We start from the raw sequence: 25,652 nt of genomic DNA on the forward strand, positions 1-25,652 counted from the left end.
CGAAGACATCGTGCAATGCCATCAGCTCTTCGCCACGAGTTCCTTGAGCGCGATGTTGAGTTCGAGGACGTTCACGCGCGGCTCTCCCATGAAGCCGAGGGTGCGGCTTTCGGTGTGCTCGTCGACGAGCTTCTGCACCTGCGCGATGGACAGGCCGTTCTCCTCGGCGACCCGGTGGACCTGGATGTCCGCGTACTGCGGGGAGATGTTCGGGTCCAGTCCGGAGCCGGAGGAGGTGACCGCGTCGGCGGGCACCTGGGACGGCTTCACCTTGTAGGTGCCCGTGGAGTTGTCCTTGACGACGGCGGCCTTGGCGTCCTTCACCCACTGGATGAGCTCTTCGTGGTCCCCGGACCGGTTGGTCGCGCCGGACAGGATGAGCTCGTACTGGGTGTTGACGCTGTTGGTGCCGAGGCCGTTCTGCGGGCGGCCCTGGAACCACTTCAGGTCCGGTGCCGGGGTCTCCTGGCCCTCCTTCAGCGGCAGGTTGTACGCCTGTCCGATGAGGGACGAGCCGACGACCCTGCCGTCCGCCTTCACCTCGGAGCCGTTCGCCCGGTCGGGGAACAGCCCCTGCGCGATGCCCGTGACGACCAGGGGATAGAGGACACCGGTCACCAGGGTCAGCAAGAGAAGGGCGCGCAGGCCCGCCCCGAGCAGCCGGGCGGTGTTCGATACGGAGTTGTTCATGGCCTTCAGCCGATTCCGGGGATGAGGGAGACGAGCAGGTCGATGATCTTGATGCCGATGAACGGAGCGACGAGTCCGCCGAGGCCGTAGACCGTCAGGTTGTGCCGCAGCAGCCTGTCCGCGCTGCCCGGCCGGTACTGCACGCCCTTCAGGGAGAGCGGCACCAGCGCGATGATGATCAGCGCGTTGAAGATGACGGCGGACAGGATGGCGGAGTCCGGGGAGGACAGACCCATGATGTTGAGCTTGTCCAGGCCCGGGTGGACCGAGGCGAACAGCGCGGGGATGATGGCGAAGTACTTGGCGACGTCGCTGGCGATGGAGAACGTGGTCAGTGCGCCCCGTGTGATCAGCAGCTGCTTGCCGATCTCGACGATCTCGATGAGCTTGGTGGGGTTGGAGTCGAGGTCGACCATGTTGCCGGCCTCCTTTGCGGCCGACGTGCCGGTGTTCATCGCCACGCCGACGTCCGCCTGGGCCAGCGCGGGCGCGTCGTTGGTGCCGTCACCGGTCATCGCGACGAGCTTGCCGCCCGCCTGCTCCCGCTTGATGAGGGCCATCTTGTCCTCGGGGGTGGCCTCGGCCAGGAAGTCGTCGACCCCGGCCTCCTCGGCGATCGCCCTGGCCGTCAGCGGGTTGTCACCCGTGATCATGACGGTCTTGATGCCCATGCGGCGCAGCTCCTCGAACCGCTCGCGCATGCCGTCCTTGACGACGTCCTTGAGGTGGATGACGCCCAGGACACGGGCCCCTCGCGCGTCCTCGACCGCGACGAGCAGGGGTGTACCACCGGCTTCGGCGATGCGGTCGGCGATCACATCGGCGTCGTCGGCGACGGTGCCGCCGTTCTCCCGGACCCAGGCGGTGACCGAACCGGCCGCGCCCTTGCGGATCCTGCGCCCGTCGACGTCGACGCCGGACATCCGGGTCTGGGCGGTGAAGGCGATCCACTCGGCACCCACCAGCTCGCCCTGGTGGCGCTCCCGCAACCCGTACTTCTCCTTGGCGAGGACCACGATGGAGCGTCCTTCGGGCGTCTCGTCGGCCAGCGACGAGAGCTGCGCCGCGTCGGCGACCTGTGCCTCGGTCGTGCCGCGCACGGGCACGAACTCGGCGGCCTGCCGGTTGCCCAGGGTGATGGTGCCGGTCTTGTCCAGCAGCAGGGTGGAGACGTCACCGGCGGCCTCGACCGCGCGGCCGGACATGGCGAGCACGTTGCGCTGCACGAGCCGGTCCATTCCGGCGATGCCGATCGCCGAGAGCAGGGCACCGATCGTGGTCGGGATCAGGCAGACCAGCAGGGCGACGAGCACGACCATCGTCAGGTGGGTGCCCGCGTAGTCCGCCAGGGGCGGCAGCGTGGCACAGGCAAGCAGGAAGACGATGGTCAGCGAGGCCAGGAGGATGTTGAGCGCGATCTCGTTCGGCGTCTTCTGCCGGGCCGCGCCCTCGACCAGATTGATCATTCGGTCGATGAAGGTCTCGCCGGGCTTCGTCGTGATCTTTACGACGATCCGGTCGGAGAGGACCTTGGTGCCGCCGGTGACCGCCGAACGGTCGCCGCCGGACTCGCGGATCACGGGCGCGGACTCGCCGGTGATCGCCGATTCGTCGACGGATGCCACGCCCTCGACGACGTCTCCGTCACCGGGGATGACGTCGCCGGCCTCGCAGACGACCAGGTCGTCGATCCTCAGCTCGGTGCCGGGCACGTGCTCCTCGCGGTCGCCCACGAGGCGGCGCGCGACCGTGCCGGTCTTGGCCTTGCGCAGGGTGTCAGCCTGGGCCTTGCCGCGGCCCTCGGCGACGGCCTCCGCCAGGTTGGCGAAGACGACCGTCAGCCACAGCCAGGCGCTGACGGTCCAGCCGAACCAGTCGCCCGGGTCCGTGAAGGAGAAGACCGTGGTCAACACGGAGCCGATCCACACCACGAACATCACGGGGGACTTGGCCATCGCCCGCGGATCGAGCTTGCGAAAGGCGTCCGGCAGCGACTTCACCAGCTGCTTGGGGTCGAAGAGGCCGGCGCCCACACGGCCCTCGGCGGTCTTGTGGCCGGTGAGGGCGTCCTGGTGGGGCGCCAGGGTGGGAGTCGACATGAGGTCCTGCCTCTTTACGTCGGTGGTCATCACGCCAGCCCTTCGGCCAGCGGTCCCAGCGCGAGTGCGGGGAAGTACGTCAGACCGGTGATGATGATGATCGTGCCGACCAGCAGCCCGGTGTACAGCGGCTTGTCCGTGCGCAGGGTGCCCGCGGTGGCCGGGACCGGCTTCTGCACGGCGAGCGAGCCGGCCAGTGCCAGCACGAACACCATCGGCATGAACCGGCCGAGGAGCATCGCCAGGCCGATCGTGGTGTTGAACCACTGCGTGTCCGCGTTCAGGCCGGCGAACGCCGAGCCGTTGTTGTTCGCTCCGGACGTGTAGGCGTACAGGATCTCGGAGAACCCGTGCGCGCCGCTGTTGGTCATCGAGTTCGCCGGCGTCGGCAGCGCCATCGTGAACGCGGTGAAGACGAGCACGAGCGCCGGGGTGATCAGGATGTAGCAGGCCGCCAGCTTGATCTCGCGGGAGCCGATCTTCTTGCCCAGGTACTCGGGTGTGCGGCCCACCATCAGACCTGCGATGAACACCGCGATGATCGCCATGATCAGCATGCCGTAGAGGCCGGAGCCGACCCCGCCGGGCGCGATCTCGCCCAGCATCATGCCGAGCAGGGTGATGCCGCCGCCGAGACCGGTGAAGGAGGAATGGAAGGAGTCGACGGCTCCGGTCGAGGTGAGCGTGGTCGACACCGCGAAGATCGAGGACGCGCCGACGCCGAAGCGGACCTCCTTGCCCTCGTACGCCCCGCCCGCGGCCTGGAAGGCCGGGCCGTGATGGGCGAACTCGGTCCACATCATCAGCGCGACGAAGCCGAGCCAGATGGTGGCCATGGTGGCGAGGATCGCGTAGCCCTGCTTGACCGAGCCGACCATCGAACCGAAGGTCCGGGTGATCGAGAACGGGATCAGCAGAATCAGGAAGATCTCGAAGAGGTTGGTGAAGGGGGTGGGGTTCTCGAAAGGGTGGGAGCTGTTGGCGTTGAAGTAGCCGCCGCCGTTGGTGCCCAGCTCCTTGATGGCCTCCTGCGAGGCGACCGCGCCGCCGTTCCACTGCTGCGTGCCGCCCATGAACTGGCCGACCTCGTGAATGCCGGAGAAGTTCTGGATCGCGCCGCAGGCGACCAGCACGACCGCGGCGACAGCCGCCAGGGGCACCAGGATGCGTACGACACCGCGCACCAGGTCCGCCCAGAAGTTGCCCAGCTCACCGGTGCGGGAGCGGGCGAATCCGCGCACGAGCGCCACGGCGACGGCTATGCCGACGGCGGCGGAGACGAAGTTCTGTACGGCCAGGCCGGCGGTCTGCACGACGTGGCCCATCGCCTGCTCGCCCGAGTACGACTGCCAGTTCGTGTTCGTCACGAAGGAGACGGCCGTGTTGAACGCCTGGTCCGGGTCGACAGCGGCGAAGCCGAGCGAGCCGGGCAGGACTCCCTGGAGCCGCTGCAGGGCGTAGAGGAACAGAACGCCGACCACGGAGAAGGCGAGGACGCCGCGCAGGTACGCGGGCCAGCGCATCCCCGTGTCGGGGTCGGCACCAATGCCCTTGTAGATCCACTTCTCGACACGCAGGTGCTTGTCGGAGGAGTACACCTTGGCCATGTAGGTGCCGAGGGGCTTGTTGGCGAGTGCCAGCGCGGCTGTCAGAGCGAGCAACTGGAGTACGCCGGCGAGTACGGGACCCATCTCTTGTCTCAGAACCTCTCCGGGAAGATCAGGGCGAGGACGAGGTAGCCCAGCAGGGAGACGGCCACGACGAGGCCGACGATGTTCTCGGCGGTCACAGCTTCGTCACCCCCTTGGCTGCGAGAGCCACGAGTACGAAACCCGCGATCGTGACGAGGACGAAGGCCACATCGGCCATCGCGAACTCCTGGAGTGAGGTTCGGTTGATACGGACGATTAGAGGAAAGCGCATCCGTGGCCGGATCAGGCCGGTCGTTGACGCCCCCCTTACGGCGGGGCCCACGGCTTTGACGGAACCCTGACGGCGCCCGGTCCGAGGGGTGAGCAGAGTCGCCATGGAGGCAGACGGCCCGGCCTCACGGCAGCCGGAAACGGCAGCTCACCGCGTTTCGTCTCCCGCCGTACGGCCCCGGGCGGCGACCGCGCCCCGCTGGTTCTGCAGCAGCCGGTCGCCCCGGTGATCATGGCCGTCGCCGTGCGCCGACTGCCCGAGTCGGGGGTGCCCGGCCGTGCCGGCGTCGACTGGCCGGGACAGATCACCGCCGCCGTGGGGTCACAGCATCGCGCCCATCGAACGTGCCGGTCGAAGGCTGGGACGGATGTCCAAGTTGATGGCTACCCGATCCCGTACAGGCCCGGCAGATCGACCAGCAGGAGATCAGCACGCCGCGCCACGGCGTCCAGCAGATCGGGAGGGAACCCGTGGAGAGCGAAGAAGGCCGGCGTGGCGCCCGTGGTGTCGTAGCCCTGCTCGGTGAGCAGGCTTCGGATGCGCTCCAGACGTTGCAGATCGCCGGTTCCGCGAGCGGCGGTGGCCTTGGCCTGGCCGATCAGGACGATCCGAGCGCGCGGCGCCTGCGGACGCTCGCCCCAGGGCAAGGGCGAGGGCGATGACGTCGACCTCGTGCTTGGTACGGGCCGTCGGGTCGGCAACCTCGGTGGTGCCGACGGGGCCGGCAGGCCCCCCGGGGAGGAGCGCGTGTGCGTTGCGGCGGGTGAAGGTGCGGACGAGATCCTGAAAGGGCTCCGCATCCGTGACGAACTCCGTGAGCAGATCCCACTCACGACGCCTTCACCCTGCGTGCCCACGGGATCCTGTCCAAGTCCACTTCGACAGGAATGTGCCAGCTCGAGTCGACTCCGCGGGGCACAACGCCGCTCGACAGCACTCTGCGCAATCAGAATGAGGCTGCGCTCAGTAACTCGAACAGGTCAGCGGCCCTTCGCCACGGGCTCGAGGATCGCCACGCACTCCACATGATGCGTCATCGGGAACAGGTCGTAAAATGCGATCATCCTAAAACCCCAGATCAGGCGGCACTTTCAGGCCCTCCACCGGCCCGAAACCCCCTGTGAGCGTCAGACGAGCGTCAAGCAATCCCGCCTGGCCAGCACCTCAGGACCGGCTGACTACAGACCTCACGGCCGATCTCGACAGGCCCGAAGGGCTCACCGTTGCACCGCACAGCCGCTCGAGCACTGCACGTAGTTGGGCGGGCACCGGAAAGCTGTCTCCCAGGTGGGCACTGCCGACTCTCCCTCTGTACGCCCCCCACTGTCAGGCCGCAGGACCCATTCACCAGATTTGCGGTCGCCGCCATACGCGTTCGCACCGGCAAGCTCGCCGCCGGAAGTGCAGCCTCTCCCTCTTCCTAGGTCAGCTCCGACCGTCCTCTCCTTGTCACAGAACGGTGTCAACGCGGATCCGGTGACGCCTGTGGAGTGGAGGCACCCCGGAAAAGCCCCGATACTGCGTCAGTGACGCATGACTAGCCAGGATTACGGGGGTGCAAGGCGGTGCAGAGCAGCGGATCGTTCGAGACGTCCGTGGTCGGGACGTCCCAGGAGACAGCCCGTCAGCTTGTCCGTTTCATCGCGGGACACCGTGAGCGGGAGACGCCCTGGTCTGTCGAGCATCTCCGGGCGACGGCTCCGTTCATAGTGCTGATGCAGCGCCGGATCGCCATCCTTTCGTCAGCCGCCGCCGAACGGCCGGAAAGGATCGTCGACGGAGGTCCGGGAGCGGAGCTCGGGTCGTGGCTGTCGGAAGCAGCACTCGAGTCCGGCGACCTGGCGCTGGCACAGCTTCTGGACTGGTCGTCGAAAGCCTGGGAGGGGCGCGGCCGTACTGATCTGTTCCGTACGGTCCAGGCTCTCCCTGCGCCTTTGACACACCAGTTAGCGGAAACGGTGGACGGCACGTCGTCGGCGGCCCTGCTGAACTCGCTCGGTTCCGGCCTGCTGAGGAAGCAGGCCGAGAAGCTGCGCGATCTCACCCAGAGTTTGGCGGGGACCTACCGTGCCGTCACGCAAGGCCTGTTCGTCCAGCCGGTCGCCAACTTGCTCAGCGACGTGGCCGATGGTCGGCTGGACGACCACGGGCTGTTGTCCCGCAGCCCGGAGGAGTTGGTCGCCGGGGTCGTACGTTTCCAGCAGGACCAGCAGTCCTTCCGCCATCGGCAGTTGGTGAAGGCCACGACCGAGGTGGTCGCACAGGTTGAGCGGTTGCTGGAACTGGCGGACGCCTTTCCTTGGGAAGCGCCGCGGATTCCCCGCCCGGAAGATCTGTTCGGGGCCGGCCTCGACGCGACGCTCGCGTCCGTGCTGACGGCGGCGCTGGACTACGCCGAAATCGACTCGCCGCGTACAGGCGACGGAGCTTCCCTCCTGCCGTTTCTGGCGCAGCGGGTCCTCGAGGAGGCCGATCCGCTCGCCCGCCCCCGGGTCGCCCTGGTGGTCGAGCATTCCGGCATCCCTCGTCATGTGTTGAACGAGGCCTTGGCGCCTCTAGAAAGACTTGGGGAACAGGCACAGGCTCTGGCGTCACCCGGCGAAGGACCGGGTTCCGAGGATCTGCTCCCGCTGCGCTCCCTCGTCATGGAAGCACTGGCACGCGGGGATCTGGAAGATGCCGAGCAGGGGATCGACATGCTCGCCGAGGCCCGGGAGGAGATGGATCTCGCCCGCCGGCTCGAGACGTACCGTGAGGCGCTGAGCGATCAGACCGAAGAAGACCTGGATCTGCGAACCGCCGAAAGATACCTCAACGACAGGGACTTGCGTGCGGCCGCGCGCTACCTGGACGCAGTTGGGCAGCGCCTCGGCCGGTCGGCGCCCCGGGAGACGGGGCCAGCCGTGGGCCAGGATGCCGGACCTGCCGGAACACCGCCGCCACCCGTTGAGGATTCTGTTCCGTCGGGGACGACGTCCGCGTACCACGGAACCGTTGCGGGAAGCTCTCTCGACACCCGTCTGCGGTTCTCCGACACGGTCGTCGACGATCCGAGCGAGGCCCTGAGGACGCGGATCCTGGCCAGCAGGCGTTTCGACGCCACCCCGGCGATAGTGGCCGAGGCTCAGCAGGCCCTGCACCAACTCGCGCAGTCCGGCGACGACGAGGCGGTGCACCGCACTGCTCGGCAGCTGCTGCAGGTCGACCCCCGGGCAGCCGCCGAACTGCTGGAACGCTCCGAGCTGCGGTTCGCGGCCGCGCTGCGCCCGATGACCTGGCATCTGCTGGAACAGGCGCTCCAGTCCTGCGGCGAGTACACCCGGGCCGAAAAGGCCTTCCACCTCGGCCATCCGCCTCTGCCGCCCGAGGGCCTCTCCTTGTACGCCGCCAAGGCCGGGGGCCTCCCTCTGGAGCCACGACTGGGCAAGGTCCCCCGTTCGTTCGCCGAGAGGCCCGACATGGCGGAACTGGTCGACGCCGTCGCCCTCCACGATGCGCCGCGGGCGGCCCGAGCCTACGCCGAGGCCCGGGCGGCGGGATTCACCTCGGCCCTGGGGCCAGCCGTGGGATGGCATGTGCTGGCCGGACGCCCGACTGAAGGACTGGGCGTCTACAGCCGTTACGGGCGCCGCCAGTACCTCAACGCGTCCGCGGCCTGGAACATCGCCTGCGCGTACGCGGCGGTCGGCCTAGTGGGTCACGCCGTAGAGTCCCTCAAGGTCATGTACCGGATCCTACCCGGGAAGATGTCCCGCGAGCAGCTGGACTCCGTGACCTCGTTCTGTGCCCAGCACGGTGTCCAGTCGCCTTTGGCGGCGGCCGCTCCGCAGCCGACCGTCCAGCACTCGGCCGACGGCAGCCAGACCAGCGAGTCGCTGGCCAAGCATCTGTACGAGTCGGGGCGGGCGGAGGACGCGGCCCGTCTACTGGAACAGGTGCTCGGCGAGAACGCTTCGTCGCCAGGAGCCTTTCTCATGCTGCGCATCTGCCGGGAGTCGGGTGACCTGGCGCGCGCGCGGGCGGTGATCACCCGGATCGCCGAGACGCCGGACGCGCTCGGCTGGCGGCATTACGTCGAGCTGGCCCGTACGGCGCTCGATCCGCGGTGCCTCGACACCGTCGTCGCACGGAATGTGCTGAACCAGGCGCATGACCTGGGAGCGCCGGACACATGGACCGGTCCTCTGGAGCAGCGCCTCCGCGCGATGACCGACTCGGGAAGTTCGTCGCCTTCTGGTTTGCCGGGGGTTGTGACGACGGGGACCGGTGACCCGAACAGCGGTCACGGGGAAACCCTCGTCTTCCGGACCCTAGAGGACAGGCTCCGCGCCGGCGGTCTGCTGGACGCGCTGTGGGAGGCCCGTGCCACGTCCGGACAGGGGGGCATCACGATCTCCGACATCGTGTCGGGGCTCCGGAACACTCAGACACCGATTCCGGACGGACTTCCCTTTGCAGTTCTCCTCGAGGACGTGGAGGAGACAGGCGACGACTACCTGGTACGTGAGGTGTCCTACTGGCTGCTCGACGGCGGCCAGGCAAGGGAAGCGGCCGAACTGCTACAGAGGTGCGTGTCATGGACGCCACCGGAAAAGCTTCCCCGGATGCTGCTGCTCCGTGACCGGGCGGCGCGTGAAGCCGGGATACCGAACGAGCTCCTGCCCAAGAGGCCACCGCGCACGCGGGAGGCGGGACCTCAACAGCCGGCCGCCCGGCGAGAACTGAGGCCCAGGACCGCGACCATCAGCGGTCCGGTGGCCACCGAGCCCGGTATCCGTCTGGCCCAGCAGCCACCGCCCGGATCAACCCTCGACTACATCGCCGACGCTTGGGCGGCGGCAGTCCGTGATCATCCGGTCGCCCTCGCGAACGCGCTGGGCTACCTGGTCCTGGCCGGAAGTCCGGAAGACGCTCTGCTCCTGCACGATCAGTGGGCCGACACCCTGTGGCTCACGGCCGGAGCGGCCTGGAACCTGGGATGCGCCTATGCGGCCACAGGCCGGCTGCACGCCGCCACCACGACCTTCGAATACTGTCTGCGCGTGCTGCCCCGTCAGCCGTCGCCGGATCAGCAGGCCGCCCTCAACGCCCTCTTCACGGAGATCGGCCGTAAGGTCCCCCAGCAGACGGGGCTGGTTCCTGTCCGACGGCGCACCATCGCACAGCCGGACGATGTGCGGGGCAGCGCCTCCTCACGTCCGGCCTCGTCGTCCCCTTCCGTCCAGCACCGGTTTCTCGCCGAGGCGGAGGTCGAGGCGGCCCGTCTGATCGCGCAATGCCGCAGCGCCCCGAGTATCAGCGCCTTCCGCACCGCGGCCGACGCGGTGCGGAAGGCGATGCGCCTGGGAGAAGTCCAGGAGGCCGGGCGTTATGTGCCGATCATGCGGGAACTGTTCTCCCTCACGCCGGATGCCGCCACGGCGGCCGGCCTGGCGATGGTCCTGGAGGCAGCACAGCGTCCGGTCCCCGCCTGGGAACTCCTGACGGAATGGATCGAGAGGACCCAGGCGAACTTCGAGCTGCTCGCCCCGGCGGTCCGCGTGGCGAGGGCGCTCGGGCGTGCACAGGAGCTGCGTGCCCTCTTGGAGCCCTATCACTCCAACGACGCTCACTTCGAGTTCCATCTCTCCCTGGCGAAGCTCTCCCAGCAGTTGGGAGCCCGGGAGGACCTGGGCCGCTATGCCGAGCTGGCGCTGATGAGCAACCCGACCTGTGCCGAGGCCGCGATCCTGCGCAAAGCAGCCGGTCCTCTCCCTTCCCCGGGCCGGGCCGCCGACCGGGTAGTGCGGAACATTGTCGACCAGGGTCTGGACCGGCGGCAGACCGTGCGCAGACTCAAGAAGGAGTACACACCCACCCTGGACGACCTCCGGGTACGGGCGCTGGCACGGTTCCAGCCCCCGACGAGCCCGACGGCCCTGCGGAACCAGCTTCCCGGCTGGGCAAAGGAAGAGGCGCAGGATCTGCTGGAAGCGGCGGCGAACGAGGAATGGGAGCTCGCCTCGGACCACGCCCTAGAGCTCGTCGCCAGGAAGCCCCGCTACGCACGCGTTTCAACGGTGGCCGCTGTCTGCCTGATCAACGCGGAGCGGGACGAGGAGGCCCGTACGGTCGCGTCGCTAATCGGTTCCCGTCGGGACCGACAGGTGGTCCTCGTGTACCTTGCCTGCGCCCGTCGTGACTACGCCGAGGCAGTGAGACTGCTCTCCCTCTCACCTGTCTGGTACTCCGACGAGGACCAACTGCTCGCCCATGCCGGACTGCTCACCGACCGCGAGATGGCTGACATGCCCGTCGCCGCGGTGGAACTGCTGCTGCTGCACGCACGGCTGGACCCGCAGCGCAGTTCCACACCGGCCGCGCTGGCAGCCGTCCTCGCGGACGAGGCAGGGGAGAAGTCACTGGTGGCCCAGGCGCTGGACCTGCTGCGCCAGCCGACCCCACCACCCGGTGACGTCCTGGTCGACACCGCGCTCGCGGCCGGCACACCCGAGGCCCTGAACAGCGGCGTCCAGCCGTTGACCGAGGCGCAGTTGCAGCGTGTGTACGAGTTTCTCGAGGACGATCCCGTGCGCCTGCACAAGTTCCTGAGCGGCAAGGTGCGGCGCTCGACGGGCAGAGCGGCACAGAAGGAAGTCACGACGCGGGCCTTGCTGCTCGGGATGGCCTGTGCGCGCCGAGGACAGTACCGGACCGCAGTCGCCGCCTTCGAGCGAGCGCTGAACGGTGGAGCGCCTCACCACACGGTCTGCTCCCGGCTGGCCGACGCCTTCGAAGAGGCGGGTCTGCCGGACCCGCACGACTACGCCGACCAGATTCTGGCCGGGCGGGCTGTAACCGAAGCGGCGGGAGAGCCGTCCGAGAAGCTCGCGTCTCTGGTGTCTGCGACGAAGGAGCTGCTGAGGAGTCCGAAGCTCGGAGACCACCTGAAGGAAGTCGGCGACACGCTGGCCGAGTGCGCAGTGGGCCTCGACGTGGCAGTGAGCCGAAGCCTCGCCAGGTGCTGGCAGCGGCAGTGGCAGCAGTTCCAGGCTCGGCCGACGAGCAGAGCGTCGGCGGAGACGCTCGAAGACCACACAGCTGAGACCGAGAACCAGATTCGCACGGGAGAGGCGCTGATCCCGGATCTCTCCGAGCCGCTCGGCGTCCACGCCAAGGCGACGCAGGACGCGCTGCGCTCGGTGTGGGACGACTACGGCCGCGATCAGCTGCTGTCGGGTGCGACGTCGTCCGAAGGCTCCGTCACCCTGCGGCGATCCACCGCGACACGGCTCAGCAACGGGCCGGTCGAGCTCCAGCTCGTCGTGCGCGCGGGCCGGGATCTGCGTGACACGAAGGTCACGGTGCTCGGCCACGAGAGGTCTCTCGGGGAGCTGAAGGCGTCGAACACCGTCGGCTGCTTCCTCGCGGTCCCCGCCTCCGACCGCGAACTCACCGTCGAGGTCTCCGGGACGCCGGCCAACGGGGACGAGACGGAAACGGCGCTGTTCACCGTGCAGGTAAAGCAGCTCGTGCGTCAGGAAGCAGTCGTGTCCAAGTTCCGGCCGGGCGAACCGGCAGTGCCGGGCATGTTCGTCGGGCGCACGAGCGAGCTTGAACGTCTGCGCACCGTGTACGCGGATGCTCACCGGCACTCGGTGCCGTCACTCGTCATGATGGGCTCTCGGCGAGCCGGCAAGACATCGATCATCCACGAACTGATGCGCATGCACAGCGGGGCAGCCGGCGAGCTGCTGACGCCGCCGGAATGGCGCATTCCGCGCGCCCTCACCGTTCTGGTCGACGGACAGGAGACGAATCCGGGGTCGGCCCCGATGCTTCAGCAGATCGCAAACTCGGTCCTGGACCGGATCGAGGACGTGTACGGCCGCGACCTGAGCGGCGTGGAGCTTCCCGGGGACAACAGTGTGAACTTCCGCCGCTGGTGGCGGCGCCTGCGCCGCGAGGTGTGGCCGAACGAGGAGATCGCTCTGCTGATCGTCGTCGACGAGTTCCAGGAGCTGCTGAACCGCTATCCGAATTCTCAGGCCAAGGCGAACGACATGGGCGTTCTGCGCGCACTGAAGCTCGACGGAACTCTGGCTCTGCTCTTCAGCGGCTCCTGCACCACCGAACAGTTGCGCCAGTCCCTCGAAGGCACGCTGTCGCAGCAGGACTTCTCCCAGCCCATGCGCATCGGTCCGTTGGACCGTCAGGCGACCCTGCAGATCGTTCACCAGGGCTTCGACAATACCGTCCAGGTGCTCGCCTCTGCTGCCGAGCTCGTCTACGACAAGACACGGGGTCATCCTCAGCACGTCCACATGATGGGCAAGAGGCTCGCCGAGCTGCTGGAGCAGCTGAATCGTACGGTCATCGACGAACAGCTCGTGGACGAGGCCGGCGAGTGGGTCAGGAGGCAGCGTCAAGCTGTGCTGGACATCGCAGACCCCTACGCGAGCGGCGCCCGGATCCCGGACCTGTTCTTCAAGATCGACAGCGAACTGGACACCGATCCGGACGAACTGCAGGTCCGCCGTGCCCTCACGGAGGAGGAACGGCGGCAGCTGGACGACTACCTGGACTACGGATTGCTGGTCCTCGAGGGCAACTGCCTGTCCTGGGCGAATGGAATCGTGCAGGGATGGCTCAAGGAGCAGAGCGGCCCTCCGGAGGACGACCCGGACGGGATGCATCCGCATGAGCGGGAGCTGCGCACTGCCGGCTACCAGGTGCAGGATCGCATCTCTCCGTCCGACAAGCGGTCCTGCGTGGCCGTGCACCGGGACGATCCGTCGACCAAGTACATCGCCAAGTACTACCCCGAAGCGGATCGCAACGTGCTGCGCGAGATCACGAAGGTGCTCGGCGGCGACGCATACGAACAGATGCAGGGAGTTCCTTCGCGCTGGGAAGTCCGGGGAAGCTGGCTTGTCTACAAGCGAGTCAACGGATTCTCACTGGGCGATCACCTTGTCTCGACCCCGTCCATCGATCCGGTGAAAGCCGCCCGTTGGGTGCTGATGGCATGCTGGACACTCCAGAATGTGTGGGAGAACCAGCGCATGTCGCACGGGGACATCCGCCCCGCCAACTTGATCCTGTCCGGCGACGCTCAGAACGACAATCGAGAGGTGTTCGTGGTCGGCTGGGGGTACGGGTGCGTGAGTGCGGGACCCGAGCACCGCCCGCTGCTGACACCGAGAGGTTCGCGCTACTACCGGGCGGCGATGGGGGACGGTGACATCCGGGGGCCCGAGCACGACGCCCTCGCACTGGTGGCCGTACTGTACGAACTGGTCCACCCCGAGCACCTGTTGCCGCTGAAGCCGGACAATTCCGTGGACGCGGAGGCGCTGGTCCGCGACGACCTGCCGGGGGTTCCGCCGGCCCTGCAGTTTCTGTTGAAGGATGTCCTGCACCCGCTTTCAGCCCGCCGGTACCGATCCCCGTCGGATCTGGCAGAAGCACTGATCAGCGCGCTTCCGGCCGAACTCGGCCCGCGGAAGGCACCTCCAGGCCCGAGCGAGGTTTATCCAAACGAACACACCTTCAAGGCAATGCCGGTCTTTCCCTCACCATCCCCGCCACCGGTCATCAACTACGTCACCGCCTCAGCCCGTTCCATCCAGGAGGAATCCATGACTGACAGCAGCATCAAGATCGATCGTTCCACCCTGCAGGGAAATGCGATCGGCCACAAGAGCAAGGCCAAAGTCACCAATACGTCGTCCGTCGGTCCAGATGCGACCGCTGAGAAGCAGGATCTGGGCAAGCTGGTCGCCGAACTCCGCGCGGAGATCGAGCGGATCCATGACCAGATGAACGAGGGCGACGCGAACGACGTGGCGACCACGCTCGAGCGGCTCGAGGGCGAGGTACAGAACGAGCAGCCGAACCCCGGCAGGATCGCCCGACTCGCTGGCTTCCTGCGCGACACGCTTGAGACGATCGCTGGAGCCGCCACGGCATTCACGGCTGCCACACAGATCGTCGACGCTGTCAGCGGCTGACGCTCTCCCGGACGCAGGCGGCTGGTCAACAGCCGCCACAGCTCGGTGCGCCGCGTGCCGTCGGCCAGGACGACGGACAGCCACGCCTCCACCACCCGCTGCCCGCCCGCCCTGGCACGGTAGCGGCGCGGGAGGACCGCGGTAACGCAGGAGTCGTCGGGCAGCGGGCGGCGCACCGTCGGGCGCCGCTTGCGAGTGGAGCGCATCACGAATCGGGCGCCGGTGTCCTGCACGGCTGAGGGAAGTCGACCGCATCGTAGTTGGAGTCGGTCGGCAGGAGCATCGATGCATCCAGACGTCCCAGCAGGCGGCGTGCGTAGATCAGGGCTTCACAGCACGCCGCAGAACCACCGTTCCTGGTGGGCAACAGCTACCGCTCAGAGCCGCCGGTCCTCTCCCCACCGGCGGTCCGAGCGTCATATGAGCGTCACGGGTTCGAAGACGACACCGCCCGGAGTGAGCAGACCCCCTTCAACGCCGGACGGCTTCCGATCCGACGCCGAAGGTGGGCAGCTGAACCCGGCACCCGACGCTCCATCACCTGCATGCACGGGGAAGGCCGTAGAAAGACGGCCCCCGACCGGGTAAGACCTGCCCGGCTGGGCACCCGGCCGGTCCGAGGGGCAGCGTCACGACAGGCCGACGCTGCGGACGGCACCTCTCCGGCCAGTGTCCGCGACCGCCACCAGAACTCACCGGGCAGCGGCCCGGAGCCGCCTGCACGGCTAGCAGAGAGTTTACCCAGTCATGACAAATGTCACCGTCCGCGCTCCGCGTTCCGAGAGTTCCGGCAGCGACTTCGCCCGGCTCTCGAGGAAAATCGCGGATGCCGGACTACTGGGACGCCGCCCCGGCTACTACACACTCCGGATCACCGCGGTGGCCGGGCTCTACGCCACCGGATGGATCGCCTTCGCACTCGTCGGCCGCTCATGGTGGACGTTGGCAGTCGCAGTCTTCCTGGCTGTCGTCTTCGGGCAGGTGGCCCTGGTCGCCCATGACGTGGCCCACCGTCAGGTGTTCCGCCGGCGCAGGGCCAGCGAGGTGTCCGGACGGATCGCCGGAGCGGGCATCGGGATGGGGTACGGCTGGTGGCAGGACAAGCACACCCGTCACCACGCCAACCCCAACAACGAGGACCTCGACCCCGACGTCGCCCCCGACCTGCTGGTCTGGTCCCAGGACCAGGCCCGCGCCGCCACCGGACTCCCCCGTCTCGTCAGTCGGTGGCAGGCGTTCCTGTTCTTCCCGCTCCTCACGTCGGAGGGCTTCAACCTGCACGTGTCGAGCGGTAGGGCGGTCGCCAACCGCTCGCTCAAGCACCGGGCCCTCGACGGCGTTCTGCTGGCCGCGCACTGCGTGGCGTACCTGACCGCCCTGTTCTGGGTCCTGCCGCCCGGCATGGCGATCGCCTTCCTCGCCGTCCACCAGGGCTTGTTCGGCCTCTACCTCGGCTCCCTCTTCGCCCCCAAGCACAAGGGCATGCCGATCCTGAAAGGCGACGACCGCCCGGACTTCCTCCGCCGCCAGGTGCTCACCTCACGCAACGTGAACGGCGGCCGCTTCACCGAGATCGCCCTGGGCGGCCTGAACCACCAGATCGAACACCACCTCTTCCCCAGCATGCCCAGCCCCAACCGGCGCAAGGCACGGCCCCTCGTCCGGCGCTACTGCGAGGAACTGGGCGTGGACTACCTGGAGACCGGACTGATCGCCTCCTACCGACAGGCACTCACCAGCCTCCATCGGGCGGGAGCGCCCCTCCGGCACTACCGCGTCCCCGCCTAGAAACTCCCGGGCGCCCGCGGCCGACGCCGCCGCGGGCGCCCCGGAACCAACCCGTCTTCACCACGTGCCCGGCGACGGTGACCGTTGCGCGGGACGACCGGCCATTGGGCGGGTTCACCGTGATCCGAGTGATCCGTCCCCACAGCAGATCGAGCACGGCCGCCAGTGCGGGCAGTTCGGGACACGGACGGCAGAACTCGCCCCCGGACCTCCGGGCACTTCCCCGCACGGTGTTCCTCGGACCACCCGGCCCGAGGAGAGGCGTCGAGGTCCGAGGCGGGTGATGTGTGCGACTAGAGTGATCGGCGCTCTGGTCCGATCGCATCCAGCCGCGCAGTGAGGTCGCCATGGAGTCCCAGGAAGCGCCCTCGGCCGGGTATGCCGAGGTTCACGTCGTCGCCGCGTCGCCCGAGGACGCACGGCGGGTGGCGGAAGTTCTCCGTCGTTGCTTCGCCGCCACCGAACAGCGCAGTTATCCGGCGAACGGCGAGGGCGGCACCCGTCTCGAACTCACCGTGGACACCACCCGCGCGGCCGAGCCCGCCCGTTCGTGGCTGGAGTCCAGCCGGTCGACCGGACACACCGGTCAGGAGCCCGGGTGCGACTGATCGTCCGCCCACCCCGTGTCGGGACGGCGTACGGCCTCGACCCGGCTCAGGTCGGATCGTCTGCCCCGGGCGGGATGAGCGTCTGATGCCCCCTCCTCACCTGCGTCGTTTCCATGTGCGTGTCACTCGGGGGATCTCCGCGTAGAACAATCGGCCGACCAGCGCGCCACCGAAGATCACGACTCCCACGCCGAGCAGCCAGGACTCGACGACCAGGAGGGTTCCGACGGGTCCGTAGGCGACGGCGTTGGATGCGATCAGCGGCGAGAAGACGAGGGCGGAGAAGATCCTCAGACCGAGCAGCCCGATCACGGTGGCCACGGCACCCGGCAACAGGGCGCGCCAGCGGATGCGCCCGCCGAGCAGCAGGTGCTGGAACCACCAGAGAAACGGGACAGCGCTCAGCGATGCGACAGCCCCGCCTGCCAGCGGTTCCGGCCGTAGTGTGGTGGTGGCGGAGGCGAAGAGGAAGACGGCGAGGACGCTGAGCCAGACCACGTGCCGCCACCTGGCCCACCAGCGAGCCGGCGGCAGGTCCCAGACCTTCTCGTAGCCGGTCTGCACCGCTGCCCCGAAAGCCAGGCCGAACAGGGCGAGGGCGGCGATACCGAACACGGTCGTGCTCCGGAGCGCCTGGCCGGGCCGAGCGAACAACCTCTCGACCTGCTCGCTGGCGGCCGTCGACACGCCCAGCCCTTCGCCCAGCCACTGCGCGAACCCCCGGCCGTGCTCGGGATCGGCAGAGGAGACGATGATCAGCAAAGGCACCAGTGTGAGCAACCCCAGCGCCGAAAAGCCCAGCGAACGCGACCCCAGCTCCATCTGCGCGCCCCGTCGCCATCCGCGCCCGACCGGCGAACGGCTGACGGCGCGGCGCAGCCGCCCGAACCGAAACGAACGGTCCGCGGCCACGGGGGACTTTTCAGGCATGTCTGTCCATTATCACGGGCGATGCCTTCAACAGGGGAGGGCGCGACATGAGGTTCCCCGACAGGCTGTCCCGGATGGACGAGCCCACCGGTCTGGGAGTCGGGACACGCATCGGGCTTTCCGGTGCCCCGGCCGTCCCGGCCCACAGCACCGGTCTGCGCCATCCTGCAACGGGAGGTGTCACCACGGCTGGTACGGGCACTCGGCGAAGTGCCCATTCCGGGTACACCGCCGTGCGGAGGGAAGCCGAAGGATGATCCAAAGTGCGGACATCCGCGAGTGGCGCGCCCACGACGTCGTCGACGCGGGTGGCCACAAGATCGGCACACTGGAGGCTGTCTACGTGGACACCAGCACCGACGAGCCCGCCATGGGCACCGTTCAGGTCGGACTGCCCACCCGCCGCCATTTGGTCTTCGTCCCCTTGCACGGCGCGGTCGTGGGGCCGGGCTACGTGAAGGTCGACTACGAGCGGGCGCTGGTGAAGAAGTGCCCGGCGATCGGGACCGACGACGTGCTGCCCGTCGAGGACGAGGCGGCGGTGTTCGCGCACTACGGCCTGCCCTATCAGCCCGGTGCGAACGGTGAGCGGCAACTCGCCCGACGCTGACCGACCCCGCCGAATCGAAGAGGTGCCTTACCTCATGACGCTCTTCCTCCTCCTCGTCATCGCGGCCATCGTGCTGGGCATCATCGGCGTTGCCGCAGAAGGATTGTTCTACCTGCTCGTCATCGGCATCGTGGTACTGGTGGCGGCCCTGGTGTACCTGGGCATGCACATGCGCGGCTCCGGCCGGCACCAGCGCCTGCGCTGAACGTCCTGAGGGCTGCCGGGCCGGGAGGGGGCCCAATGCCCACCGGCCCGGTTCAACAGCTCCGGGCAGGCTTCCATCCCGCCATCCGCCATGACGGTACGAACGTTGTCGCCCCCCCGGTGCGGCCCAGGACGTCTTCCTTGACGTCACCCGGGACGTCGCCCTACCGACGAAGGCCGCCCCCGCGCTGCGCCTCCCCCGCCCTTCGGCCTCGGACCACCCAGCGACAGGTCCTGACATGCCATTCAGAACGAGCGTCAGATGAGCGTCACGAGGGACCACCTGCCGTCCATGCGAATATCGGGTTCCAGAGCCCGGCGCTCTCTTGGCCGCTGGTCGAAACCGCAGCTCGGGAGCCGCCCGGACGTACGACAAGACTCCACACCATGCACCTCGGAGAACAGGTCGAGGAAGCACCGGCGTTCCTCAGCAATCCAGAGAAACAGCAGGTCAGGACCTCTTTGCTGCAGGCTCCAGAATCGCCACGCACTCCACATGATGCGTCATCGGGAACAGGTCGAAGACGCGCAGCGTCCGCACCTTGTAGCCGCCGTCCCGGAAGTACGCGAGGTCACGGGCGAGCGCGGCCGGGTCGCAGGCCACGTAGGCGATGCGGCGGGCGCCCAGGGACGTCAGGTGCTCGACCGTCTTGCGGCCGGCGCCCGCGCGGGGCGGGTCGAGGACGACGAGGTCGACCTCGGTGATGCCGGTGCGGGGCAGGACCGACTCGACCTTGCCCTGTTCGATGCGCACGCGCGGGAACTCCGCGAGGTTGTGCCGGGCGTCCTCCACCGCGCGCTTGCCGGACTCGATGCCGAGGACGGCACCCTGCTCGCCGACCCGGTCGGCCAGCGCGCCGGCGAACAGGCCGACGCCGCAGTACAGGTCGAGCGCCATGTCGCCCTTGCGGGGCAGCAGGCCCTGCATGACCGCCGTCACGAGGGTGTCGGCGGCCTTCGGGTGCACCTGCCAGAAGCCGCCGTTGCCGACCCGGTGGGTGCGGCCGTCGGCGCGCTCGCGGACGAAGGGACGGCCGTGCACGCGGTGCACCTGGCCGTTGCGCTCGTCGATGCGCAAGACAGAGACCGGGCGGTCCAGTTCGACCAGCGGGAGGCGGGCGCCGGGCTTGGGGGTCAGGACGACCTGACGGTCCTGGGAACCGGTCGCGGCGATCGCCTCGACCGAGTCCATGCCGGTCCAGTCCCGCTTCTCGATGCCCAGCTCGCTGACGCCCTCGGCGGCGATCAGGCAGTGGTCGATCGGCTCCACCTCGTGCGAGCGGTGCCGGCGCAGACCCGCGCGGCCGTCGGCCGTGACCGCGTACTGCACGCGCGTGCGCCACGACGGGACCTGGCCGGCCGGGACCTTGTCACCCTCGGCGGGCATCACGGTGCCGTCCCAGCCGGCCTCCTCGGGCGTCAGCCCGGCCAGCCGCTGGAGCTGCTCGGCGACGACCTCGCCCTTGAGGCGCCGCTGGGCGCCGGGCTTGGCGTGCTGCCAGTCGCAGCCACCGCAGCGGCCGGGACCGGCGAACGGGCAGGGGGCGTCGATGCGGTCCTTGGAGGCGTCCAGCACCGTCACCGCGTCCGCGCGCAGGAACCGCGCGCCCTCCTCGCCCTCGGTGACCCGGGCGACGACCCGCTCGCCGGGCAGCGCGTGCCGGACGAAGAGGACCTGCCCCTCCGACGTACGGGCGATGCAGTGGCCGCCGTGGGCGACGGGGCCGATCTCGACCTCGTACTCCTCCCCCACCAGTGACTTCTTCGGTTCTGCCTGCATGGCGGGGTGACTCCACAACATCGGGTACGGGCGGCCGGGCCCTGCGGCCCGGGACAACAGCCCACCAGTCTACGTGCGCGGGGAGGTGTCCTTCGTCCGCTCCGCCGGCCCCCGGCGCACGGAGCCGGGCGCGGACCAGTTCTGCCGCCTGCGAGCCCGCAGCTTCGCGGCCTCGGAGGACTCCAGCTGGTAGGGCACCGAGGTGACCATCACACCGGGCGTGAACAGCAGCCGGCCCTTCAGCCGCAGCGCGCTCTGGTTGTGCAGGAAGTGCTCGTACCAGTGACCGACCACGTACTCGGGGATGATCACGGACACCACGTCGCGCGGCGACTGCGCGCGCAGGCTCTTGACGTACTCGATCACCGGACGGGTGACCTCCCGGTACGGCGAGTCGAGCACCTTCAGGGGGACGTCGATGCCGCGCCGCTCCCACTCCTCGCGCAGCGCCCGGGTCTCCTCGGCGTCCACGTTGACGCTGAGCGCCTCCAGGGTGTCGGAGCGCAGCAGCTTGGCGTAGGCGAGGGCGCGCAGGGCCGGGCGGTGGACCTTGGAGATCAGCACCACGGAGTGGACCCGGGACGGCCGTACGGTGTCCTCGCCCGGTGCCTCGGGGGCGGCGATCTCCTCGGCGACCCGGTCGTAGTGGCGGCGGATCGCGGTCATGGTCGCGTAGAAGATGCACATCCCGAGCAGCGCCACCCAGGCGCCGTGGGTGAACTTGGTGAGCAGGACGACGACCAGGACCAGGCCGGTGAAGAAGGCGCCGAAGGCGTTGATGGCCCGGGAGCGGATCATGTGCCGGCGTTTGGCCTGATCCTTCTCCGTGGCCAGCAGGCGGTTCCAGTGCCGCACCATGCCGGTCTGGCTGAGGGTGAAGGACACGAACACGCCGACGATGTACAGCTGGATCAGCCGGGTGGAGTCGGCGCCGTAGACCCACACCAGCAGTCCGGCGGCGCCGGCGAGCAGCAGGATGCCGTTGGAGAAGGCGAGGCGGTCGCCGCGGGTGTGCAGCTGGCGGGGCAGATAGCGGTCCTGGGCGAGGATCGAGCCGAGCAGCGGGAAACCGTTGTAGGCGGTGTTCGCGGCGAGGAACAGCACCAGGGCGGTGGCGGCGGCGAGGACGACGAACAGGAAGGTGCCGCTGCCGAAGACGGCCTCGGCGACCTGGGAGATCACCGGGTCCTGGACGTAGCCGGGGCCGAGGGGTACGCCGTTGTGGACCAGGTCCTTGCCCGGGTTCTCGGCCATCCGCACGTCGGTGGCGGAGGCCAGCGCGATGATCCCGCAGAACATGGTGACGGCGAGCAGGCCCATCAGGGCGAGGGTGGTCGCCGCGTTGCGCGACTTGGGCTTGCGGAAGCCGGGCACGCCGTTGGAGATCGCCTCGACGCCGGTGAGGGCGGCGCAGCCGGAGGAGAAGGCGCGCAGCAGCAGGAAGACGAGGGCGAAGCCGGCGAGACCCGGGTGCTCGGGTTTGATCTCGAAGTCGGCGGTCGGCGCCCGCATGTCGTCGCCGAGCACCACTCCGCGGAACGCGCCCCACGCGATCATCAGGAAGACGCCCGCGACGAAGACGTAGGTGGGGATCGCGAAGAGTGTGCCCGACTCCCGGACCCCGCGCAGGTTCATCACCGTCAGCAGCACGATCACGCCGATCGCGCAGGGCACCTTGTTCTCGATGACGAAGGGGACGGCCGAGCCGAGGTTCTCGATGCCGGAGGAGATCGACACGGCGACGGTGAGGACGTAGTCGACGAGCAGGGCGCTCGCGACGGTGAGGCCGGCCTTCGGACCGAGGTTGGTGGTGGCCACCTCGTAGTCGCCGCCGCCGCTCGGGTAGGCGTGCACGTTCTGCCGGTAGGAGGCGACCACGGTGAACATCAGCACGACGACCGCGGCCGCGATCCAGGGGCTGAAGTGGTACGCCGACAGGCCCGCGATGGACAGGACCAGCAGCACCTCGCCCGGCGCGTACGCCACGGAGGACAGCGGGTCGGACGCGAAGACGGGAAGTGCGACGCGCTTCGGCAGGAGGGTTTCCCCCAGCCGGTCGCTGCGCAGCGCGCGCCCGATGAGGATGCGTTTGGGCACGTCGGTCAGTTTGGACACAAGTGTGGATCGTAAGGCGTCCGCCGGTAAGTGACGCACACGCCACCCCACATCCATACGGCATCCATACGGCCGCTGCCCTCCGGGTGAAAAGTGCGGGCAGCGGGGTGCGGATCGGGCAGGCCGGGGGAGTCCCATGCCTGTACGACCTGTACGACCACATGCCCGGCCGTTGTCGCCACGCCTCGTGGAGGGTTCCATGCACACGACCGCAGAACTGATCGGCGCGGCGGCCGGACTCGTCGTCCTCGGCATTCTGGCGGTGGCGAGCGTGCGCAGCATCACGCGCCGGTAGGTCTTGGGCGGCCCGTATCCCGCCGTGGCGGTTCAGGCCGCATGCGGGTGCGGGTCGTCGTGGGTTGCTCGCGCAGTTCCCCGCACCTTTTCCGGGCGCGTTCACCGCGGCACCCTCAGCAGGGGGGCGGGGAACTGCGTTTCGAGTCCTCACCGCGCCGCGGACGGTATCGCCCCCTGGGGAGCGGCCCCCACGGCGGCGCCACGCCCGCGCACGCCCTACCGCCGGTGACGGCGACCCCGCGTACCGTCGGTTACGGCGGGAGGCGCGCCCCCGAGGGGCGTCAGGGTTCACGGACCCCGGCATGATGTTGCCTGGCGGCCCGCACTCAGGCCGCGACGTGTTGCCTGGCGAGCCGAAAGAGAGACATGAGCACGAAGGTCATGAAGGTCGGAAGGCCTGCAGGAAGCGCGGTGTGACGCGATGCATATTGTCATCATGGGCTGCGGAAGGGTTGGCTCCGCCCTGGCCCAGGCCCTGGAGGAGCAGGGGCACACCATCGCCGTGATCGACCAGGACCCCACCGCGTTCCGCCGGCTGGGCTCCTCGTTCGGCGGCCGCCGGGTCACCGGCATCGGCTTCGACCAGGACACCCTGCGCGAGGCGGGCATCGAGGACGCGGGCGCCTTCGCCGCCGTGTCCAGCGGCGACAACTCGAACATCATCGCCGCCCGGGTGGCCCGCGAGATGTTCGGCATCGAGAACGTCGCCGCCCGCATCTACGACCCCCGCCGCGCGGAGGTCTACCAGCGCCTGGGCATTCCCACCGTCGCCACCGTCCGTTGGACGGCCGACCAGATGCTGCGCCGGCTGCTCCCCTCGGGCGCCGAGCCCCTGTGGCGCGACCCCACGGGCGGGGTGCAGCTCGCCGAGGTGCACACCTCCACGGCGTGGGTGGGACACCGCATCTCCCGGCTCCAGGACGAGACGGGCGTGCGGGTCGCGTTCCTGACCCGGCTCGGCGAGGCCATCCTGCCCAGTTCGCAGACGGTGTTGCAGGACGGGGACCTGGTGCACGTGGTGATGCGTACGGACGAGATCGACCGGGTCGAGGCGGCCTTCGCCAAGGGACCCGACGAGGAGGGCGGTCGCTGATGAGGGTCGCCATCGCCGGAGCCGGCGCCGTGGGCCGTTCGATCGCGGGCGAGCTGCTGGAGAACGGCCATGAGGTCCTGCTGATCGACAAGGCGCCGACCGCCATCTCGGTGGAGCGGGTGCCGCAGGCGGAGTGGCTGCTGGCCGACGCCTGCGAGATCACGTCCTTGGACGAGGCGGCGCTCCAGCGCTGCAACGTCGTCATCGCCGCGACCGGTGACGACAAGGTCAACCTGGTCGTCTCGCTGCTCGCCAAGACCGAGTACGGCGTGCCGCGCGTCGTCGCCCGGGTGAACAACCCGAAGAACGAGTGGCTGTTCAACGAGTCCTGGGGCGTGGACGTCGCCGTCTCCACCCCGCGTCTGATGTCGGCGCTGGTGGAGGAGGCGGTGAGCGTCGGCGACCTGGTCCGGCTGCTGCGCTTCAGCCACGGCGACGCCAACCTGGTGGAGCTGACACTCCCGGAGGAGTCCGCGCTGGCGGGCACGCAGGTCGGGGACGTGGAGTGGCCGCAGGACACCTCGCTGGTCACCATCATCCGCGGCACGCGGGTGCTGACCCCTACCCGCGAGGACTCCCTGGAGGCCGGTGACGAGCTGCTCTTCGTCGCCGCGCAGGCCCGGGAGGAGCAGCTGGAGGACCTGCTCTCGGTCCGCAAACAGGCGTAGCCGTGAACGCGCGTACGCGCGTACGAGTGAGGGGCGCCCGGAGAGGATCTCTCCGGGCGCCCCTCATGTCGTCCGGGTCAGGACTCGCGGCGGTGCCGGCCGGCCGGCGCCCCTTCGCTCCCGCCCGAGGCGGCCGCCGCCTTGCGCTCCTCCTCGGCGCGCTCCTCCGCCTCCATCTCGGCGAAGACATCGATCGGCGGCGGCGCCTTCGCCAGGAACACCCAGGTCAGGTAGACCGCGAGCAGGAACGGTGGGATCTTCAGCGCCACCAGCACCCAGCCCAGCTGGGTGGTGTCCGCCCACCAGTACAGCGGGAAGAGGATCGCGCACTTGGCGAGCAGGATCAGGCCCCAGGCCCAGCTGGCCTTGGTGTACGCCTTCTTGCGGCCGGGGTTGCGGGTCCGCCAGGAGAGGTTCTCCTTGAAGACCGGGCCCAGCATCAGGCCGATCAGCGGGACGCCCGCCATCGCCGTGACGATGTACGCCACCGCCAGGCCCAGCGTGTACAGCATGCCCGGCAGGTAGAAGTCCTTGGCGTTGCCGGTCATCATCGCGAAGACCACACCGAAGCCGACGCCGAAGACACCACTGAACGCGTGCTTCACGGTGTCCCTGCGGACCAGCCGGACCACGACCATCGCCAGCGCCACACCGAGCGCCGCGAGCGCCGACATGTGCAGGTTCTTGTTGACCGTGTAGATGCTGACGAACAGCAGCCCCGGCAGCACCGTCTCGACCATGCCCCGGACACCGCCGAACGCCTCGAACAGGGCGGCTTCCGTCACCGCCCGGGCGTCGTCCGCGGACGTGTCCGCGGATGTCTCTTCGGTTGTCGGCTTGTCGAGCGACGTCACC

16 protein-coding genes and 1 pseudogene are annotated in these 25,652 nt (G+C 68.9%); 7 read left to right on the forward strand and 10 right to left on the reverse strand.

The window, feature by feature from the left end; translation table 11 throughout:
• Positions 1–21: 21 nt before the first annotated feature.
• The 5 genes and pseudogenes from B100_RS0116630 to B100_RS0116655 all read right to left on the reverse strand — a co-directional run.
• Positions 22–690, reverse strand: coding sequence for a potassium-transporting ATPase subunit C (locus B100_RS0116630; RefSeq protein ID WP_024885568.1), 669 nt, complete (start codon positions 688–690; stop codon positions 22–24).
• Between the two features lie 5 nt (positions 691–695).
• Positions 696–2,819: a potassium-transporting ATPase subunit KdpB gene (gene kdpB, locus B100_RS0116635; protein ID WP_199785256.1), complete on the reverse strand. Its 2,124-nt coding sequence runs from the start codon at positions 2,817–2,819 to the stop codon at positions 696–698.
• On the reverse strand, positions 2,819–4,480 hold the full coding sequence (kdpA, locus tag B100_RS0116640; RefSeq protein WP_024885570.1) for a potassium-transporting ATPase subunit KdpA: 1,662 nt from the start codon (positions 4,478–4,480) through the stop codon (positions 2,819–2,821). Before kdpA ends, kdpB begins: the two co-directional genes overlap by 1 nt.
• An 8-nt stretch (positions 4,481–4,488) precedes the next feature.
• On the reverse strand, positions 4,489–4,578 hold the full coding sequence (gene kdpF / locus B100_RS35055) for a K(+)-transporting ATPase subunit F (RefSeq protein ID WP_037722934.1): 90 nt from the start codon (positions 4,576–4,578) through the stop codon (positions 4,489–4,491).
• A gap of 517 nt (positions 4,579–5,095) precedes the next feature.
• Positions 5,096–5,501, reverse strand: a pseudogene (locus B100_RS0116655) (ATP-binding protein); the annotation flags it as partial.
• 926 nt (positions 5,502–6,427) lie between these two features.
• Here B100_RS0116655 and B100_RS0116665 point away from each other — a divergent pair.
• The gene (locus tag B100_RS0116665; protein WP_158686723.1) at positions 6,428–14,704 is read left to right on the forward strand and encodes a protein kinase family protein; all 8,277 of its coding nucleotides are present in this window, start codon (positions 6,428–6,430) and stop codon (positions 14,702–14,704) included.
• A gap of 747 nt (positions 14,705–15,451) precedes the next feature.
• The gene (locus B100_RS0116670) at positions 15,452–16,492 is read left to right on the forward strand and encodes an acyl-CoA desaturase (RefSeq protein ID WP_024885573.1); all 1,041 of its coding nucleotides are present in this window, start codon (positions 15,452–15,454) and stop codon (positions 16,490–16,492) included.
• Here B100_RS0116670 and B100_RS37620 read toward each other — a convergent pair.
• On the reverse strand, positions 16,437–16,841 hold the full coding sequence (locus tag B100_RS37620) for a DUF5994 family protein (RefSeq protein ID WP_486585652.1): 405 nt from the start codon (positions 16,839–16,841) through the stop codon (positions 16,437–16,439). The genes B100_RS0116670 and B100_RS37620 overlap by 56 nt on opposite strands.
• On the opposite strand from B100_RS37620, the gene B100_RS0116675 reads away from it, so the two are divergent.
• Entirely contained in the window at positions 16,840–17,100 is a 261-nt protein-coding gene (locus B100_RS0116675) for a hypothetical protein (protein WP_024885574.1), read from the forward strand. The two genes, B100_RS37620 and B100_RS0116675, sit on opposite strands and share 2 nt — an antisense overlap.
• A gap of 96 nt (positions 17,101–17,196) precedes the next feature.
• Here the strand turns inward: B100_RS0116675 and B100_RS0116680 are convergent, their stop codons facing one another.
• Positions 17,197–18,030, reverse strand: coding sequence for a YhjD/YihY/BrkB family envelope integrity protein (locus B100_RS0116680; protein WP_024885575.1), 834 nt, complete (start codon positions 18,028–18,030; stop codon positions 17,197–17,199).
• 253 nt (positions 18,031–18,283) lie between these two features.
• On the opposite strand from B100_RS0116680, the gene B100_RS0116685 reads away from it, so the two are divergent.
• Positions 18,284–18,640, forward strand: coding sequence for a PRC-barrel domain-containing protein (locus tag B100_RS0116685; RefSeq protein WP_024885576.1), 357 nt, complete (start codon positions 18,284–18,286; stop codon positions 18,638–18,640).
• 34 nt (positions 18,641–18,674) lie between these two features.
• Complete coding sequence (locus tag B100_RS37245; RefSeq protein ID WP_199785257.1) at positions 18,675–18,845, forward strand: hypothetical protein; 171 nt, start codon at positions 18,675–18,677, stop codon at positions 18,843–18,845.
• A 450-nt stretch (positions 18,846–19,295) separates the two neighbouring features.
• Here B100_RS37245 and B100_RS0116695 read toward each other — a convergent pair whose 3' ends face one another.
• Together B100_RS0116695 and B100_RS0116700 are read right to left on the reverse strand one after the other, a co-directional pair.
• Entirely contained in the window at positions 19,296–20,624 is a 1,329-nt protein-coding gene (locus B100_RS0116695) for a class I SAM-dependent RNA methyltransferase (protein ID WP_037722936.1), read from the reverse strand.
• Positions 20,625–20,693: 69 nt separating this feature from the next.
• Positions 20,694–22,739 carry an APC family permease gene (locus B100_RS0116700; protein WP_024885578.1) on the reverse strand — a complete coding sequence of 682 codons (2,046 nt, stop codon included), beginning with the start codon at positions 22,737–22,739 and terminating at the stop codon, positions 20,694–20,696.
• A gap of 718 nt (positions 22,740–23,457) precedes the next feature.
• Between B100_RS0116700 and B100_RS0116710 the strand changes: the two genes are divergently transcribed.
• Both B100_RS0116710 and B100_RS0116715 read left to right on the forward strand, forming a co-directional pair.
• Complete coding sequence (locus B100_RS0116710) at positions 23,458–24,129, forward strand: potassium channel family protein (protein ID WP_024885579.1); 672 nt, start codon at positions 23,458–23,460, stop codon at positions 24,127–24,129.
• Positions 24,129–24,797 carry a potassium channel family protein gene (locus tag B100_RS0116715; protein WP_024885580.1) on the forward strand — a complete coding sequence of 223 codons (669 nt, stop codon included), beginning with the start codon at positions 24,129–24,131 and terminating at the stop codon, positions 24,795–24,797. The genes B100_RS0116710 and B100_RS0116715 overlap by 1 nt, the downstream gene beginning before the upstream one ends.
• A 77-nt stretch (positions 24,798–24,874) precedes the next feature.
• On the opposite strand, the gene B100_RS0116720 is transcribed toward B100_RS0116715, so the two are convergent.
• Positions 24,875–25,651: a DUF3159 domain-containing protein gene (locus B100_RS0116720; protein ID WP_024885581.1), complete on the reverse strand. Its 777-nt coding sequence runs from the start codon at positions 25,649–25,651 to the stop codon at positions 24,875–24,877.
• Between the last annotated feature and the right edge of the window lies 1 nt (position 25,652).

This window comes from Streptomyces sp. CNH189 (assembly GCF_000527195.1).